The following is a 16,743-nucleotide window of genomic DNA, read 5'->3' as shown; positions in this document are numbered from 1 at the left end:
AAACTGACGGCTCACGTTAATGCTTGTATGACAGCTTGTCAAAAGTTAGCCGTAAAAATCTAACTCTGATAAGATTTAAGCTACTTATTATTACACGTTGTGATACGCCATGAAGATTTATTTAGTAGGTGGGGCCGTACGCGATACCCTTCTTAAACAAACTGTCGTTGATAAAGATTATGTGGTTGTTGGCAGCAGCGTAGAAGAAATGCTCGCATTGGGTTATCAGCAAGTCGGTAAAGACTTCCCTGTTTTTTTACACCCTAAAACTCAGCAAGAATATGCACTAGCTAGAACAGAACGGAAAACCGGTTATGGCTATCAAGGTTTTAGTTGTGATGCCAACAAAGATGTCACCCTCACCGAAGACTTATTACGCCGTGATTTAACCATTAATGCCATCGCACAAGATGAGCACGGCACATTGACGGACCCGTTCCACGGTATCGCAGATATTAACGCTAAAATACTTCGCCATGTGTCAGATGCCTTTACTGAAGATCCTTTACGCGTGTTACGTGTGGCCCGTTTTGCAGCTCGATTTCATCACTTAGGGTTTACTATTGCACCTGAAACCTTACAGTTAATGACCGACATAGCTAATAGTGGTGAATTGGATCACCTCACCCCAGAACGCGTATGGCAAGAATGTGATAAAGCATTAAGCAGCCAAAGTCCGCAGGTTTTCTTCGATGTGTTAAAGCAATGCCAAGCATTAATCGTATTATTTCCTGAAGTTGATGCGTTGTTTGGGGTGCCGCAACCTGAAAAATGGCATCCTGAAATAGACACTGGCATTCACACCCTCATGGTTCTCGAGCAAACTAGTCTGTTAAGTGACAATAAAGCGGTACGTTTTGCCGCGCTGGTTCACGACTTAGGGAAAGCGTTAACCCCAGAACAAGAGTGGCCTAAGCATCATGGTCACGGCCAAAAAGGCTTGCCGGTCATTAAAAAGCTTTGCGCACGAATTAGAGTGCCAAACGAATACCGTGATTTAGCTTTATTAGTCAGTGACCAACACCAAAATATTCATAATGCGTTTGAACTAAGAGCAGAGACCATCGTCAAACTATTTGATAAAGGTGATTTTTGGCGAAAACCACAACGCTTAACAGAGTTATTATTATGTTGTCATGGCGACTTAAGAGGGCGAACTGGATTTGAACAAGCACCCTATCCACAAGCCGAATATTTACAACATTGCTATGCGTTAGCCAGTAACGTCGATGTGCAATCGATTATTGCAGCGGGTTATCAAGGAGCACAAATTAAAAGCCAACTTCAGATAAAGCGAGCTGAAACGATTAATCACTATAAAATACAATACATTGACAGCAAATAGCTACATTAGACATTACCTATTTAGGCTTTTATGAAAAAAAGCGGAAAAAAGCAATTTTTAACAGGGAATTAGCAATAAATCACTAAGATTTATATAAATTCGGCAATTAATGATGCTTTTAGCCCAGTAGACTTGCAATTTTCATTTATTTCGCTATTTTAAATAAACATTCTTATATTTGCCTATAGCAAATAAAAAAATCTGTGACATAATTACGCCGTTGCAAAGGCACATGCCGTTGCACTATTTAACAACCTATATATTAAGGGATTTACCCATGAACAAGAAAGTACTGATGATTGCTGGTGTTGCGATGACTGCTTTATTAGGTGGTTGTGCTAACACTACTGCTTTAGAAGAAAGCGTAGCAAACCTAGGTAACAAAGTTGATCAACTATCAGCACAAGTTGGTTCTTTAAAGTCTGAGCAAAGCAAGCTATCTGCTGATGTTAAAGGCGCTAAAGCTGCTTCTATGGACGCACAAGCCGAAGCTAAACGTGCTAACGACCGTTTAGACAACATGGCTTCTTCTTACAAAAAGTAAGAATAGTTATTAAAAATTAGCTTATTTACATAGGTTGATTATTAGGGCTTGATTGTTGATGCAACTACTTTCAGTAGTACTTCAACATCAAGCCTTAATTATTTGTGCTAGTTTTACAAAACGGTATCAAGCGGTATCAAGCGGTATCAAGCGAAAAATCTAAACACCTACTGCTTATCCATACCAGCTTTTTCACTCTTTAATCTAAGCATTTTTCAACCATTTAATCTTTCTAAACAATCTCACAAAAATCTTAGCACCAGCTCTTATAGTATCTAGCCGCGAAGCGTCCTAGCTCTTAGGCTCTAACACTCTCACCGCATTGTCGTCCTTATCGCTTATCATCGCTTAACACCGCTCACAACCAATTTCAGCTCTTATAGCATCTAGCCGCGAAGCGCCCTAGCCCTTAGGCTCTAACGCTCTCACCGCATTGTCGTCCTTATCGCTAGTCATCGCTTAACACCGCTCGCAACCAATTTTAGCTTGTATATCATCTAGCCGCGAAGCGCCCTAGCCCTTAGGCTCTAACGCTCTCACCGCATTGTCGTCCTTATCGCTTTCCATCAGCTTTTACATTTTTATAAGCGTTTTTTGAGCGTTATGATCTGCCAATCAAACTCTAACTCACTAATTGCGGTCGATTTAACTTGATGCTTTAGCTGATCATTAGCACGCCAACCAAATACCGACATATCAAGGAGTGTTAATGCCTGCTCACCGGTCACAGATTGAGTAAATACCACTTGTTGCTGAGCATCAATTTCAACATCATTAGGTAAATTTAACTGTAACGGTTTTTCGACTAAGTCTGGATAAACTTGTTGTTTAATTTGCCATAAATGCCTAATACCAGGCTGCAACAATACAATTCGACCATCATCTTTTAAAATCCGAATGCATTCTTTCCCCTTTAACGGTGAATCAAGAACCGTCACGATATCGACTGATTGCGAGGCAAAGGGCAATTTTTTTAGTGCCAACAGCAATAAATTCGCCGGTGTTTCAGATTTTGCCGCTGCAAATATTGCATTTTCAGCATCAGTAATGCCCCAGTGCTGGCACGATACCTTTGCTTCAACTAGCGCAGGAACAAGCTGACGCAAATAATATCCATCAGCGCATTGGTAATCGATATGCTGTAATTCTGCATCACTATTAGAAGCACATAAGTCCAGCAGTACTGCTTGAAGTTGTTTAATTAACGGTGCAAACAAACCTGTTTCTAATAAAAAATGTCGCCCACGCATTTGCTGGCGAGACTCCACTTGCGGCTTACTCTTGCCTTTTACGTTGCTCAGCAGTGGCCAGTAACCATTAGGATGTTTATCAAAATGATGTTTGTTGTCGCAATAAAATCCCGCTGAAGCTTGATGTTGATTTAGTGGAGCTGAACACACTGGACATAATAAAGATAAAGTCATAATTACACTGATAGTTAATTGAAAGATGGTAAAACAAAAACGGGTAGAAATACCTAGTATGGTAAGCCTACCCGCTATGCAAACAAAAGTCGCTTAAATGCTTATCTTAAAGATAGAGCAATCCAAGCAATAACGCACCAAGAGCAAGGCGATATAATACAAACGGCGTCATGCCTATTTTGCTAATAAATTTTAAAAAGAAATGAATACATAAATACGCAGCAACGAATGAAACAACAATCCCTAAACCAAGTGCTTGGTAGTCAATAGGGGCAGGACTGCTAACCAAGTCTTTTGTCACCAGTAACGCAGCACCAAAGCTCACAGGAACAGACATAAGGAATGAAAAACGAGCAGCTGCATCACGTGTTAACCCTAACATCAGTGCTGCTGTCATCGTGGCGCCAGAGCGCGACGTGCCAGGTATTAATGCCATTGCCTGCGCTAAGCCGATAAGCAAAGCCTTTTTCCAACCCATTTGAAATTCAGTTAACTGTGCTTTTGACATTCTATCTGCTGCCCACAACAATAAACCAAAAACAATCGTGGTTATCGCTATCACTAAAGTATTTCTGAAATGGGTTTCAATAAAGTCTTTGGCAGTAAATCCTACAATTACAGCTGGGATAGTCGCTAAAATAATCCACCAGGCGAGTTTACTTTCTTGAGTTTGTTGCTTGCTAGCTAAGCTGGTGAACCAGGCTTTAGCCAGTACCACAATCTCATGACGAAAATAAATGACCACGGCAAATAAAGAGCCTGTATTAACTGCCACATCAAATGATAAACCTTGATCTGCCCAACCTAATATTTGTGATGGTAAAATTAAATGTGCCGAGCTAGAAATAGGCAAAAACTCCGTAAGCCCTTGGATTAATGCCAGCAGAATAACTTGAAACGTTTCCATATTTGTCCTTGTTAGAGTTTAACTTATCAATTGGTTATAACGTGTTGGTAGGTAATAGTTCTGGTGGGAACTCAAATACAATAGGCCACAATTGTTGACACTGTTTGTCATAATTCTGCCAAAGTGTTTGATAGGTTTGTAACGTCACCGGATGAGACAGATTAGGGACTAATTCTGCCAAAGGCCACAATACAAACGCATTAAACAAAATTTCGCCACGAGGCAATTCAACGGGGATGTCACAAATAACATCGTCATACAGCAACAAATCAATATCAAGGCTCCTTGGGCTGAATTTCTTCTCACCTCTAATACGGCCATTGTCTTGTTCAATTTGTTTAAATGTCGTCACAACCTGTGCAATTGACAAATCGGTATCAGCCGCGGCCACCATATTTAAAAAATTAGTGCCTTTAAACCCTACAGATTCACTCTCAAAAACCCGTGATAATTGTAATGGGCCAAAACATTGCTGTAAATCAACCAAACCGGCTTTAAGATGTTTCTCTGGTGAAATATTAGTGCCCAAACTTATGTAAATACGTGCCATTGACTGACCTAATGCTAAACAGTAAAAAAATAACAGTTAAATGCTACCGCGTTCGATCTCGACACCGACAGAAACAGCATGAGGTATTGCACCTGGTTTCATCACAACCACTTTAACCCAAGGCACATTAAATTCGTCTTGCAAACAATGCGCAATCATTTCAGCGACCGTTTCAATCAATTCAATCGGATTCTCAGTAATTAAAGCCGTTAAACGATTTGATACCGTTTCATAACACAATGCATTTTCGTAACTATCACTGGCGGCCGCAAGACGATTATCCCAGGCCATATCTAAATCGATAAGCAATGTTTGATGAAGTTTTTTTTCCCACTCATAGATACCAATAATGGTCTCTATCGCTAACTGGCGGATGAGTACTTTATCCATAAAAATCCCTACCTTAATCGATGTAAAAAGACGTCAAATTCATCTTAATCAAACTTTATTACCGATTATATGCCTAATAAACACATTTAAGCTTCTTCCTAATGAATTAAAACAGTAGGATAGGCGTTGTTGTTCAATTAACATCAACAAAATGGTTAATGTTAACGCGAAGACAGCTTCAGTGGATACTGAAAATGACTTGTCTCACAAATGAATGCGCGATGATACCCTAAGAAGAGTAAGGAAACCAATTTGAACGCCGTTACAGTCACCATTTTGATGATCATTGCCGCCTACCTAGCGGGTTCGATCTCAAGTGCCGTACTGGTCTGTAAATTAAGAGGTTTACCTGATCCAAGAACCAACGGCTCCGGCAATCCCGGTGCCACTAATGTGTTACGCATTGGTGGAGTCAGTTCTGCAGCTCTTGTGTTATTTTTTGACATGCTCAAAGGCGCCCTGCCTTCTTATTTGGGCTATAAAATGGGACTTGATGCAGCATCATTAGGTTTTATCGCTGTCAGCGCCTGCCTAGGGCATATATTCCCAATATTTTTTGGCTTTAAAGGCGGAAAAGGTGTTGCTACAGCCTTTGGTGCAATGGCCCCCATTGGCGGTGATTTAGCGCTATGCCTCATCCTCACTTGGATTGTATTTTTACTATTAACGCGTTATTCCTCTGTAGCCGCTATGGCAACCGCAACTTTAGCGCCCTTTTTTACTTGGTGGTTAGACGAACGTTTTATTCTTCCTGTTGCGATGTTATCAACCCTTATTTTAATCCGCCACAAAGACAATATTGGCCGTTTGCGTCATGGCGAAGAAAGTAAAGTCACACGAAAAAAATCCATAAAAAAACCCAATACCAAATAGTATTAGGTTTTCTTGGTGGCTTGAAAGTAAGTCATCACTTAAAGCAATCATGCCAACTCAAACACGCTAACTCATCAATTAATCTACTGCGGGCAGCGTATCCAAGGGCCATCTAGGCTGCCCCTTAACTTCTAGCCCCTCAATATGTCCTGCACGTAAACGTTGTAAACCAGCATAAGCAATCATGGCACCATTGTCGGTACAAAACTCTCCGCGAGGATAATACACTTGACCACCTAACTTGGTCATCATCTCAGCCAAAGACTCACGTAAACGGGTATTAGCGCTTACACCACCGGCAATCACCAAACGTGTGTAACCAGTTTGCTTTAAGGCTCGTTTGCATTTTATCGCAAGAGTATCAACAACAGCTTCTTCAAATGCACGGGCAATATTGGCACGAGTCTGATCATCATTGGGTTCTGCAGCGATAGTATTTGCTGTAAATGTTTTCAATCCTGAAAAACTAAAGTCTAATCCTGGTCTATCAGTCATTGGCCGCGGAAATTTATATCCTGCAGGCACGCCTTTTTGAGCTAATTTGGCTAAACGAGGGCCACCAGGATAATCTAAGCCCATGAGCTTGGCGGTCTTATCAAAAGCTTCGCCAGCAGCATCATCAACAGATTCACCTAACACTTGATATCGTCCAATGCCTTCAACTTGCACTAACATTGAATGGCCGCCAGACACTAACAAGGCTAAAAAAGGAAATTCAGGCGCATTTTCTTCCAGCATGGGTGCCAATAAATGCCCTTCCATATGATGCACACCGATTGCCGGTTTATTCCATGCATACGCTAAAGAACGTCCCACACAAGCACCAACAAGCAATGCACCAATTAGCCCAGGGCCTTTGGTATACGCGACACCATCGATATCATTTAGGCTTGAATTAGCTTCTGATAAAGCCTGCTTAATCAATGGCACAATTTTGCGAACATGATCACGAGAGGCAAGCTCAGGCACAACACCACCATAATCGGCGTGCAATTTAACTTGGCTATATAGCACATGCGACAATAAGCCTAACTTATCGTCATATACTGCTACTCCAGTCTCGTCACAGGATGTCTCAATACCAATAACCCGCATAATCTCTCGTCTTCATTAAAAATAAGGCCGCCAATTCTACCCGTCTCAGCGAAAATACTCCAATGTTTAACGATTAAATACCTATCGATATAAGTAAGTAATCAATTCAAGAGCTTGAATCTGCCAAACACGAATTAAAGATAGATTCTAATCAGTTACTATGCATTTAAAATATACATATCAAGGAGTAATCGTAATACGGCCCTTGCGTTTTCTTGAATGAGACTGGCTCATTAGCACAGTAGTTTGTTACTTAAGCGATGAGGTATATAGCGGCTAGTTTTTTATTAAATTTAAAAAAATGAAACTGTGAGCTATTTCCCCGAAGAGAAAATCAATCAGGGGTTTACAAATGGTCGCCGCTCGGTGTAAAATTCCGCACCATTTTAAATAGCCTTTGGTTTGAGTGAAGTCACTAAAAATGTTTAGTCGATTTAATCATCCAACATAACTACACCTAAGGGGTGATGGCGTATGCCAATTATTAAAGTACGTGAAAACGAACCATTCGACGTAGCTCTTCGTCGTTTCAAGCGCTCTTGTGAAAAAGCTGGTATTTTAGCTGACGTGCGTGCTCGTGAATTTTACGAGAAGCCAACTACTGCCCGTAAGCGTGCAAAAGCAGCTGCAGTTAAGCGTCTAGCTAAGAAGCTTTCTCGCGAAAACGCACGTCGCGTACGTTTATATTAATCTCATTATGAACTTAACCGATCAGCTAAAAGACCAAATGAAAGATGCCATGCGCGCTAAAGATAAAGTGCGCTTAGGAACAATTCGTATGGCACTTTCTGCCATCAAACAGATTGAAGTGGATACCCGCGAAACTCTGACTGATGAACAGACAATAGCTGTATTAACCAAAATGGTTAAACAACGCCGTGATTCGATTGCTCAATATGAAGCAGCGAATCGTCCGGAGTTGGCAGCTGTAGAAGCAGATGAAATTCGAGTTATCGAAAATTTTCTGCCTACGCCGCTAACAGAAGATGAAGTAGCAGCGATTATCGATGCTACTATTATTGATGTTGGTGCTGCATCCATGGCGGATATGGGTAAAGTAATGGGAGCATTAAAAGCTAAAGTTCAAGGCCGTGCAGATATGAGTGCCATTGGTACAATGATCCGCGCTAAGTTGAAGTAATCAATTTTTAATGTTGAATAAGCCGTGCACTTGCACGGCTTGTTTGTTTACATCAGTTGATAAAGTAAATTCGAGAACAACAGCAATCAATGGCGATACCTCGTGATTTTATCAATGAGCTAATAGCTCGAATAGACATAGTCGATCTAATTGACCGTAAAGTGCCGTTGAAAAAAGCCGGTAAGAACCATTCGGCTTGTTGTCCTTTTCATAGCGAAAAATCACCCTCTTTTACAGTCAGCAGAGACAAACAGTTTTACCACTGTTTTGGTTGCGGTGCCCATGGCAATGCTATTGATTTTGTCATGGAATATGATCGCCTTGAATTTGTTGATGCCATTGAAGAACTTGCAGGTCAACTTGGTCTTGCCGTACCACGAGAGCAAGGCACTGGAAAAAGACCAGATCAAGGATTAAGTCGAGACTTATACGAACTGATGGAAGAAGCGAACCTCTTCTATCAAAGCCAACTTAGGCAGCATACAGACAAACAAAAAGTTGTCGATTATCTTGAGTTTCGCGGATTATCGAGTGACGTTGTTGAGCAGTTCGGTATTGGGTTTGCCCCCGATGGTTGGGATGGTTTACTGGGTCGTTACAGGCAAAATTTGCCCGCCCAAGATAAATTACTAACCGCAGGCATGTTGATTGCCAATGATAGCGGTAAACGGTACGACCGTTTTCGCGACAGATTAATGTTCCCAATACGCGACCGTCGTGGTCGTGTGGTTGGATTTGGTGGTAGAGTTTTGGGTGACGGCACCCCAAAGTACTTGAATTCTCCAGAAACGCCCATATTTCATAAGGGTAATGAACTTTATGGTTTATATGAGCTAAAACAAAAACACCGTGATCCACAACATGTGTTAATTGTTGAAGGGTATATGGATGTCGTCGCACTCGCCCAATTTGGGATTGATTATGCGGTTGCATCGCTAGGTACATCGACTACAGCTGAACAATTTCAGCTTTTAGTGCGTAGTGCAAAACAAGTGGTTTGTTGTTATGACGGTGACCGCGCAGGCCGCGAAGCAGCTTGGCGTGCACTAGAAACAGCGCTACCACTGTTAAAACCGGGTGACCAAGTCAAGTTTATGTTTCTGCCGCAAGGTGAAGACCCTGACACTATGGTCCGCAAAATTGGCAAAGAAGCATTCGAAGCCTTAATGCAAAAAGCCATGTTACTGCCCGAGTTTTTGTTTGACACATTAAGTGCTAACCACGGTACCGATAAAGGGGCATTAGCCAAGCAAGCAATTGCGCTAATCGAAAAGGTACAAGATACCGTCCTACAGAATTTACTGTTAGAAAATTTAGCACATAAATTAGGCATGAACAGTAGCGAAGATTTAAAGAAAAAATTAGGTTTTACTGTAAAACAGGCAAAACCATTAAATGCGAAAGGCTTACAAGGTCGTGGTACGCCATTAAGATTGGCCATTGCCCTGCTGGTCCAAAACCCAAGTTTAGGCTTTGGTTTGGCCAAACAGCCTGCACTAGATCGATTACAGATGACCGGCATAGAATTGCTCAATCATTTGTTAGATATAACTCGAGAGCAGACGTTAAACAGCGCACAACTACTTGAAATGCATAGAGAGCATAATCAAAAAAGCACTCTAATAAAGCTAGCCCAATGGGAACATCAAGTGGCGGATGAAAACGTATTGCCAGAGTTCAAGCAAACCCTGATTTGGTTAAACAACCAATATATTGAACAACGATATCAGGAATTAAGCCTAAAACAGGCTTTAACGAAAGTTGAAAAAATGCAGCTAACAAAGCTGATTTCTATAATGAAAGGCATAGCGAAGTAATACGCAATTTATTCGTGAAGAATGTGCGTACAAACATTGCCATGGACTAGCTAAGGTTAGCCCACACAGCTATAATTGACGATTTGCGCGCCACTTAGCACAGCTAACTGGCCTATCGTTTTATCAGTTACCCAAAATTGGATGATATCTATGGATCACACTCCGCAGTCGCAACTCAAACTGTTGCTCGCTAAAGGTAAAGAGCAAGGTTACTTAACCTATGCAGAAGTGAACGACCACTTACCTGCAGACATGGTCGATTCCGATCAGATTGAAGATATTATCCAGATGATAAATGACATGGGTATCCGCGTTTTTGAAGAAGCGCCAGATGCCGATGACATGATGATGTCGGAAGACAACACAGACGAAGATGCTGCAGAAGAAGCAGCGGCAGCTCTCGCAACCGTAGAAAGTGAGTTAGGCCGAACCACAGACCCTGTCCGCATGTATATGCGCGAAATGGGCACGGTAGAGCTACTTACTCGCGAAGGCGAAATTGTTATTGCTAAACGTATCGAAGAAGGTATCAACACTGTACAGAGTTCTGTCAGTGAATACCCTCAAGCGATCGCAATGATCTTAGAGCAATTCGATAAGTATGAAGCTGAAGAATTGCGCTTGTCTGATATTATCTCTGGATTTATCAATCCTGACGACGATGACGTCGCACCAACAGCCACCAACGTTGGTTCAGAATTAGCAGACTCTAAAAACGATGATGACGATGATGACGACGATGATGACGATGAGGAAGAGGAAGAAGGCAACAAAGGACCAGATCCTGAAGAAGCCAAAGAAAAATTCACTCAACTCAGAGAAGCCTACGAAAAAAGTTTAGGAATTATTGCCGAAAAAGGCCGTGATCACCCTGAAGCGATTGGCTCATTATTTGTTATTGGCGAATTATTCAAAGAATTCCGTTTAGTACCTAAACAGTTTGACCGTTTAGTGAAAAGCATGCGCAACATGATGGACCGCGTACGAATTCAAGAACGTCTAGTCATTAAGCTTTGTGTTGAACACGCTAAGATGCCAAAGAAAAACTTTATTAAAGCTTTCACTGGCAACGAAACAAACTTAGATTGGTTTAACAAAGAAAAAGAAAGCACTAAGCCTTACGCTGAAGGTTTGCGTATGATCACCGATGACGTAACGCGTTGTGTGACCAAACTTGGTGCTATTGAAGTTGAAACAGATTTAACCATCGCAGGCATTAAAGACATTAACCGTCGTATGTCTATCGGTGAAGCGAAAGCTCGTCGTGCGAAAAAAGAAATGGTTGAAGCTAACTTACGTTTGGTTATTTCTATTGCCAAAAAGTACACCAACCGTGGTTTACAGTTCTTGGATTTAATCCAAGAAGGTAACATTGGTTTGATGAAAGCAGTAGATAAGTTTGAATACCGCCGTGGTTACAAGTTCTCGACTTATGCAACGTGGTGGATCCGTCAGGCAATCACTCGTTCAATCGCCGACCAAGCACGTACGATCCGTATTCCAGTACACATGATCGAAACGATTAACAAGTTGAACCGTATTTCTCGTCAAATGCTTCAAGAAATGGGCCGTGAGCCGTCTCCTGAAGAATTAGCAGAACGTATGATGATGCCTGAAGATAAAATTCGTAAGGTACTGAAAATCGCTAAAGAGCCAATCTCAATGGAAACCCCAATCGGTGACGATGAAGATTCGCATTTAGGTGATTTTATCGAGGATACTACCCTCGAGCTACCACTTGATTCAGCAACTAGCGAAAGTCTAAAGAACGCCACACACGAAGTCTTAGCTGGCTTAACAGCCCGCGAAGCAAAAGTACTGCGTATGCGTTTTGGTATCGACATGAATACTGACCACACGTTAGAAGAAGTGGGTAAGCAATTTGATGTAACACGTGAACGTATTCGTCAAATTGAAGCCAAAGCGTTACGTAAATTACGTCACCCTTCTCGTTCAGAAATCTTAAAGTCGTTCTTAGACGAGTAAGCTCACTGAAAAAATAGTATAAAAACCTGCTTCGGCAGGTTTTTTTATGTCCAAAAACCCAATAATTGCTTAACAGATAACCAATTGAAACAAGATAAGTAAATACAATTAAAAACACGGGTGACAAGTGCCAACAAACTTCGTATACTTTCCCCGCTTTCGATAGTGACGACTATCTTAAGTCGGCCCCTTAGCTCAGTTGGTTAGAGCATACGACTCATAATCGTCAGGTCCCCAGTTCGAGTCTGGGAGGGGCCACCAATTCAACGAATCAAGACGCTCTTTAGCGTCTTTTTTTGTGCCTAAAATTCACAAGATCCATACATATCAGATAAACAACTGTAGATTAATACCTACTACAGCATTTTAGTTTTTAACATTTACTCATTCCATATTGATATCATCAAGAATCAACATCTACTTTCTGCTCGGCTTTATATTGACGTAAATATTTCTAACAGCTTAAAACTCACCCAACAAATGTTTAATAAATGTAAATAAAAGGCTATCCTTGACGTACAACACTTTCAGAAACTGTTTATGCAAATTCATTCTACCCGCTCTAAATTAATGCTTTTGTTAGTCACCATCGGGTATTTACTTTTTTCGTTTGTGATTATTGAATATTTACACAGTAACTATTTACGCAATGCTGAAGCAGACAACTATCAACATCTATCCGGTAGATTATCTTTACTGCGCGCCAAAATTGAAGCTTTGGTAAATTCAGAAGTATTTTTATCTGACAGTTTATCGACCTTAATTACTTTCGCCCCCGAAAGTACTTTAGCCCAATGGGAGCAGGTCGCGATGCAGCTTAAAAATAAAGGACCACACATACTGAATATAGGTGTTGCACCTAATGATGTCCTGTCCTTTATTTATCCGTTAGAAGGCAATGAGCGCGCCATGGGACTGGATTTTAGAGACAATCCAGCACAATGGGATAGTGTGCAACAAGCGCGAGTAATGCAAAAAATATTTATCCAAGGTCCGTTTAAACTGATTCAAGGCAACAAAGCCATAATTGGTCGTATGCCCATTTTTTCTGATCCACCTTTTAATCATCAATATTGGGGCCATTGTAGCGTGGTTATTAATATTGAATCGCTACTACTCGATGCCGGTATAAAAGACATAGACAGTAATCTTGAACTGGCTATCAGAGGTGTTGATGGCAAAGGCACCCATGGCGACATTTTCTATGGTAAAGATATCGTTTTCGATAAGCCATTAATGACTGAAGAAGTGCATATTTTAAATGGCAGTTGGATCATTGGATTAAAGCAAGCGAAGCAAAACTCAACGAGTGAAATAACGTCTTGGACAAAGCATAATATGATCCGCTTGATTGGCTTTGCAGTCTCCATTTCATTTTTACTGAGTTTTATTGCTATTTTACAAGCTTATCGATTAGCGAATCGAGCGTCTTTGCATGACGCATTAACCCATTTACCCAATCGCCGTTTTGCCATGAGTATTTTAGAGCAGTTGCAGCAAGGTTCATTTAGTATCATTAGTATCGATCTTAATCGATTTAAAATTATTAATGACACATATGGCCACGCTGTTGGTGATGCACTTTTAATTGAAGTGGCCAAACGCATACTCAGCACTTTACGTAGTTCCGATACAATTGCACGCTTAGGTGGCGATGAGTTTTTAATTATTTTGCCGAGAGTCACTGAGCGCGATAGTATCAATAGGGTCATCAATAAGCTCGAAAAACACGTGTGTGAATTACCGTTTCGATACCAAGATACTACATTAGATGTTTGCATGAGTATGGGGGTTGCCCGCTACCCCCAAGATGCTAGTACACTATCTGACTTACTCCATTTTGCAGATGAAGCGATGTACCTGAACAAACAGCAAAAACGAGAAGAATAATGTTCATACCTTATCTGTTAACTGGTTGCTCATGGTTTTCTTGTCAATTGATAAAGTTTAGCCTACTGACCTTTACACTCACGATGAGCACATTGATATACAGTGCCGAGCAGCCACAAATAGTCACTTATGTGGAGGGCACTAAAGTCGTCACTGATCCATATAATAATTACTTTATTGAATTATTATTATTAGCACTAGATCAGTCTGTTGATAAATTTGGTCCATATCAGCTACAACCTATTGAAATCGATATTTCACAGAAACGACAAGTACGTGAGATACAAAAAGGCAGAATAGATGTGTTTTGGACCATGACATCTTATAGTCGTGAAGCCAGTTTATTACCTGTCAAATTCCCCCTGGCAAAAGGCATGTACGGTCTGCGTTTACTCGCAATCAATGCCAACGATACCGATTTATTTAGCGATATAGCTGGCTTACCAAGTGTAAAAGCAATGAAAGCTTTAGCTGCGATACCGGCATTATCGGGCAGAGATTGGCCCGACACGCCAATATTGAGGTTAAACAGATTTACAGTTGTAAGTGATGTCGCCGAAAATAAAATGTATCCCTATTTGTCTCAAAAGACAGGCTATTATTTTCCTCGCGGAATAGTCGAGCTATTTTCTGAGCTACAAAGTCGTGAAGAAAAGACGTTAATTAATGAACCTAGACTAGCGCTGATGTACCCTGCCGTTATATATTTTTTTGTTTCTAAACAAAATCCTCAACTGGCAGAACGATTGGAGTATGGTCTCAATAAAGCTAAAAATGATGGCTCATTTGACCGCTTGTTTTATGGCCATCCTAGGCATGATATGGCATTTAAACGAGCAAACTTAAGTCAGCGAATTTTTTTCAAACTCAAAAACCCATTATTCCCAAAGTCAGCCACAGCTGAGAGTATCACCTTAATGCAAGAGCAAATGATTAAACGTCTTAGTGAGAAATAAAGTAAGCGTCTGGGCAACTACACCTACTTTTTAAAATTCCATGGTAACAGGCTGTCGATATCCGGTGCTGGTTGGCACAGTTCATTAAGGCAAGCCATGATGTAATCAAATGGGATTAAACCATTTACCTTTGCGGTTTCGACAATGCTGTAAAGTGTGGCGCTGGCATGTGCACCGTTAGCCGTTTGACTAAATAACCAATTCTTTCGGCCTATCACAAACGGTTTTACCGCCCGCTCTGCACTCACATCCCGCGTCTACAGGTATGTTGTCACCTGAGCAGAGTCAAAACAGAGCTCTATTTTAGGCAGGTTCTAGGTAGAGTATTGCGTAAAAATAGAAGCAAAAACCAAGAAGCCTCTTTGCCGCACCGAAGCTTGTCGAGTTTGCAAACCGCATAGCTGAAGAGATACCTGACATTCCAGTGATATTTAGGCAATCTATAGAAGCTGACGTTACACAAGACCTTGTTAAGCTCCTTTCTTTGCTATCGAAAGACATTCCACTAACTACAATAAGTGAACTTAAATTAGGAAGCACCTACTTCGATGAGCAAATTCCATCACATCTGACAGAGTTGGTATCGATAGAACGCTCATGCCCTACGGCAACACTGTCATTTGAGTTACTCGGTGGTTTCAGGGAAAAGTAGTTTCAACTTTTAGTTCCCCGTTTTGAATTCACGTATCAAAGTATGGTGATACCCTTTAATCTAATTCTTTGTCCTAAGTTTTATCAAAGATATAAAACTGTGAAGTGACTGAATCGCCACTGATTTCCTAGACACCTTTTAGTTAGATATGGACTGCCCCGAGTCTTATGGACAAATTTCACCTAAGCTTTTTGCATAGAAGATATGTTTATGAGTGGACAACGATATACCCCAGAATTTAAAGAAGAAGCCGTTAAGCAAGTTACTGTTGCCGGTCATTCCGTTGCTGACGTTGCTCAGCGTTTAGGGACTACCACTCATAGTCTTTATGCTTGGATTAAACGCTACGGCCCCGACAAGGTGAATGAGTTGAAGAAGCTCCCACGCAAGAACAAGCTGGCCATCCGTTACGAATACCTGAAGGCCAGTATCCAAGCCAAGGTTGAACATCCATTTAGGATAGTTAAATGTCAGTTTGGTTTCGTCAAAGTCAGGTACAAGGAACTGGCTAAAAACGACAGTCAGCTGGTGATGTTATTCAACTTGGCGAACCTAGTGGGAGTCGACCAATTAATAAGCGCACAGGCGAGATCTACCTAAAATGGGGAAATTGACCTAAAAAAGTTCCAAAAATCAGCCTCATAGAGACGATTTTAGCTGAAAATAGGAAAATAGAGCCACAGGACGTCGATAATGATGGCCTTGGGGCTCATGTAAGGAGAATCTGACTACTTAATCGCAGCTTCCCTAGTTCTAATGACCTCAATAGCCTTTTCCACTAACTCATCCCTACCTTCTTTCACTCCTTCTATGGTTTGCTTCACCTCTAAATCAGGAATAATACCTACTCTTTGAGTTTCTCCACCGTCAGGATAATAAACTCCAAGACCGGAAAAAGTCGTCCTTAATAGACCCGGCAGAGCAAAGCTCACAATGTTGCCATCTGCACCTGACGTTTTACTCCCTATTATCGCAGTGTCTCCACCCGCCCTAAATGCCATCGCAGTAAACTCAGCTTGACTTTGCGTGTTTTCATTCACTAAGACAACTTGACGTGGTTTAATTGATACGACTAACCCAGTTAAGACATAATTGATTTAACTGGAGATTGAAATGACTAAACGTAAAACCTATTCAAAAGAGTTTAAGCTTGATGCCATTGCGCTGGTAAGA

15 protein-coding genes, 1 tRNA gene and 2 pseudogenes are annotated in these 16,743 nt (G+C 41.1%); 11 read left to right on the top strand and 7 right to left on the bottom strand.

Going from position 1 to position 16,743, the window contains the following annotated elements; all coding sequences use genetic code 11:
• Window positions 1-109 precede the first annotated feature (109 nt).
• Both H5181_RS09835 and H5181_RS09830 read left to right on the top strand, forming a co-directional pair.
• Entirely contained in the window at window positions 110-1,345 is a 1,236-nt protein-coding gene (locus H5181_RS09835; RefSeq protein WP_102036949.1) for a multifunctional CCA addition/repair protein, read from the top strand.
• A 277-nt stretch (window positions 1,346-1,622) separates the two neighbouring features.
• A complete protein-coding gene (locus H5181_RS09830; protein ID WP_011638433.1) occupies window positions 1,623-1,889 on the top strand; it encodes an Lpp/OprI family alanine-zipper lipoprotein in 267 nt (88 codons plus the stop codon).
• A 581-nt stretch (window positions 1,890-2,470) separates the two neighbouring features.
• Here the strand turns inward: H5181_RS09830 and H5181_RS09825 are convergent.
• The 4 genes from H5181_RS09825 to folB all read right to left on the bottom strand — a co-directional run bounded on the left by H5181_RS09825 (window position 2,471) and on the right by folB (window position 5,160).
• Window positions 2,471-3,313 carry a putative RNA methyltransferase gene (locus H5181_RS09825; RefSeq protein ID WP_182750918.1) on the bottom strand — a complete coding sequence of 281 codons (843 nt, stop codon included), beginning with the start codon at window positions 3,311-3,313 and terminating at the stop codon, window positions 2,471-2,473.
• 106 nt (window positions 3,314-3,419) lie between these two features.
• Entirely contained in the window at window positions 3,420-4,220 is an 801-nt protein-coding gene (locus H5181_RS09820; RefSeq protein WP_123881918.1) for an undecaprenyl-diphosphate phosphatase, read from the bottom strand.
• A gap of 34 nt (window positions 4,221-4,254) precedes the next feature.
• Entirely contained in the window at window positions 4,255-4,770 is a 516-nt protein-coding gene (gene folK / locus H5181_RS09815; RefSeq protein ID WP_011638437.1) for a 2-amino-4-hydroxy-6-hydroxymethyldihydropteridine diphosphokinase, read from the bottom strand.
• A gap of 36 nt (window positions 4,771-4,806) precedes the next feature.
• Window positions 4,807-5,160 carry a dihydroneopterin aldolase gene (gene folB, locus H5181_RS09810; RefSeq protein WP_011638438.1) on the bottom strand — a complete coding sequence of 118 codons (354 nt, stop codon included), beginning with the start codon at window positions 5,158-5,160 and terminating at the stop codon, window positions 4,807-4,809.
• 279 nt (window positions 5,161-5,439) lie between these two features.
• Here folB and plsY point away from each other — a divergent pair, with 279 nt between their 5' ends.
• On the top strand, window positions 5,440-6,033 hold the full coding sequence (plsY, locus tag H5181_RS09805; protein ID WP_404948501.1) for a glycerol-3-phosphate 1-O-acyltransferase PlsY: 594 nt from the start codon (window positions 5,440-5,442) through the stop codon (window positions 6,031-6,033).
• Between the two features lie 78 nt (window positions 6,034-6,111).
• On the opposite strand, the gene tsaD is transcribed toward plsY, so the two are convergent.
• Window positions 6,112-7,128: a tRNA (adenosine(37)-N6)-threonylcarbamoyltransferase complex transferase subunit TsaD gene (gene tsaD / locus H5181_RS09800; RefSeq protein ID WP_011638440.1), complete on the bottom strand. Its 1,017-nt coding sequence runs from the start codon at window positions 7,126-7,128 to the stop codon at window positions 6,112-6,114.
• 474 nt (window positions 7,129-7,602) lie between these two features.
• Here tsaD and rpsU point away from each other — a divergent pair, with 474 nt between their 5' ends.
• From rpsU to H5181_RS09765, 7 genes are all read left to right on the top strand, one after another.
• Entirely contained in the window at window positions 7,603-7,818 is a 216-nt protein-coding gene (gene rpsU, locus H5181_RS09795) for a 30S ribosomal protein S21 (RefSeq protein WP_006080725.1), read from the top strand.
• A 7-nt stretch (window positions 7,819-7,825) separates the two neighbouring features.
• A complete protein-coding gene (locus H5181_RS09790) occupies window positions 7,826-8,269 on the top strand; it encodes a GatB/YqeY domain-containing protein (RefSeq protein WP_123881926.1) in 444 nt (147 codons plus the stop codon).
• 89 nt (window positions 8,270-8,358) lie between these two features.
• Complete coding sequence (dnaG, locus tag H5181_RS09785; protein ID WP_011638442.1) at window positions 8,359-10,086, top strand: DNA primase; 1,728 nt, start codon at window positions 8,359-8,361, stop codon at window positions 10,084-10,086.
• A 150-nt stretch (window positions 10,087-10,236) separates the two neighbouring features.
• A complete protein-coding gene (gene rpoD / locus H5181_RS09780; protein ID WP_101088819.1) occupies window positions 10,237-12,072 on the top strand; it encodes an RNA polymerase sigma factor RpoD in 1,836 nt (611 codons plus the stop codon).
• A 184-nt stretch (window positions 12,073-12,256) separates the two neighbouring features.
• Window positions 12,257-12,333: transfer RNA gene (locus H5181_RS09775), tRNA-Ile, on the top strand.
• A gap of 279 nt (window positions 12,334-12,612) precedes the next feature.
• Complete coding sequence (locus H5181_RS09770; RefSeq protein ID WP_182750917.1) at window positions 12,613-13,962, top strand: diguanylate cyclase domain-containing protein; 1,350 nt, start codon at window positions 12,613-12,615, stop codon at window positions 13,960-13,962.
• Between the two features lie 92 nt (window positions 13,963-14,054).
• Entirely contained in the window at window positions 14,055-14,918 is an 864-nt protein-coding gene (locus H5181_RS09765) for a hypothetical protein (RefSeq protein ID WP_220491688.1), read from the top strand.
• A gap of 23 nt (window positions 14,919-14,941) precedes the next feature.
• Here the strand turns inward: H5181_RS09765 and H5181_RS09760 are convergent.
• Window positions 14,942-15,160 (bottom strand): annotated as a pseudogene (locus H5181_RS09760) (transposase domain-containing protein); the annotation flags it as partial.
• 680 nt (window positions 15,161-15,840) lie between these two features.
• Between H5181_RS09760 and H5181_RS20765 the strand changes: the two are divergent.
• Window positions 15,841-16,170: pseudogene (locus H5181_RS20765) on the top strand (terminase gpP N-terminus-related DNA-binding protein); the annotation flags it as partial.
• 128 nt (window positions 16,171-16,298) lie between these two features.
• Here the strand turns inward: H5181_RS20765 and H5181_RS09745 are convergent.
• Entirely contained in the window at window positions 16,299-16,634 is a 336-nt protein-coding gene (locus H5181_RS09745) for a S41 family peptidase (RefSeq protein WP_310734278.1), read from the bottom strand.
• Window positions 16,635-16,743: the final 109 nt, after the last annotated feature.

The sequence above is a fragment of the Shewanella sp. SG44-2 genome, from assembly GCF_014164215.1.
Classification (GTDB): domain Bacteria; phylum Pseudomonadota; class Gammaproteobacteria; order Enterobacterales; family Shewanellaceae; genus Shewanella; species Shewanella frigidimarina.
This window is presented reverse-complemented; position numbering and strand designations above follow the sequence as displayed.

Coding starts and splice junctions, on each gene's coding strand:
- H5181_RS09835 (WP_102036949.1), top strand. CDS start 110: ATGAAGATTTATTTAGTAGGTGGGGCCGTACGCGATACCCTTCTTAAA.
- H5181_RS09830 (WP_011638433.1), top strand. CDS start 1,623: ATGAACAAGAAAGTACTGATGATTGCTGGTGTTGCGATGACTGCTTTA.
- H5181_RS09825 (WP_182750918.1), bottom strand. CDS start 3,313: ATGACTTTATCTTTATTATGTCCAGTGTGTTCAGCTCCACTAAATCAA.
- H5181_RS09820 (WP_123881918.1), bottom strand. CDS start 4,220: ATGGAAACGTTTCAAGTTATTCTGCTGGCATTAATCCAAGGGCTTACG.
- folK (WP_011638437.1), bottom strand. CDS start 4,770: ATGGCACGTATTTACATAAGTTTGGGCACTAATATTTCACCAGAGAAA.
- folB (WP_011638438.1), bottom strand. CDS start 5,160: ATGGATAAAGTACTCATCCGCCAGTTAGCGATAGAGACCATTATTGGT.
- plsY (WP_404948501.1), top strand. CDS start 5,440: ATGATCATTGCCGCCTACCTAGCGGGTTCGATCTCAAGTGCCGTACTG.
- tsaD (WP_011638440.1), bottom strand. CDS start 7,128: ATGCGGGTTATTGGTATTGAGACATCCTGTGACGAGACTGGAGTAGCA.
- rpsU (WP_006080725.1), top strand. CDS start 7,603: ATGCCAATTATTAAAGTACGTGAAAACGAACCATTCGACGTAGCTCTT.
- H5181_RS09790 (WP_123881926.1), top strand. CDS start 7,826: ATGAACTTAACCGATCAGCTAAAAGACCAAATGAAAGATGCCATGCGC.
- dnaG (WP_011638442.1), top strand. CDS start 8,359: ATGGCGATACCTCGTGATTTTATCAATGAGCTAATAGCTCGAATAGAC.
- rpoD (WP_101088819.1), top strand. CDS start 10,237: ATGGATCACACTCCGCAGTCGCAACTCAAACTGTTGCTCGCTAAAGGT.
- H5181_RS09770 (WP_182750917.1), top strand. CDS start 12,613: ATGCAAATTCATTCTACCCGCTCTAAATTAATGCTTTTGTTAGTCACC.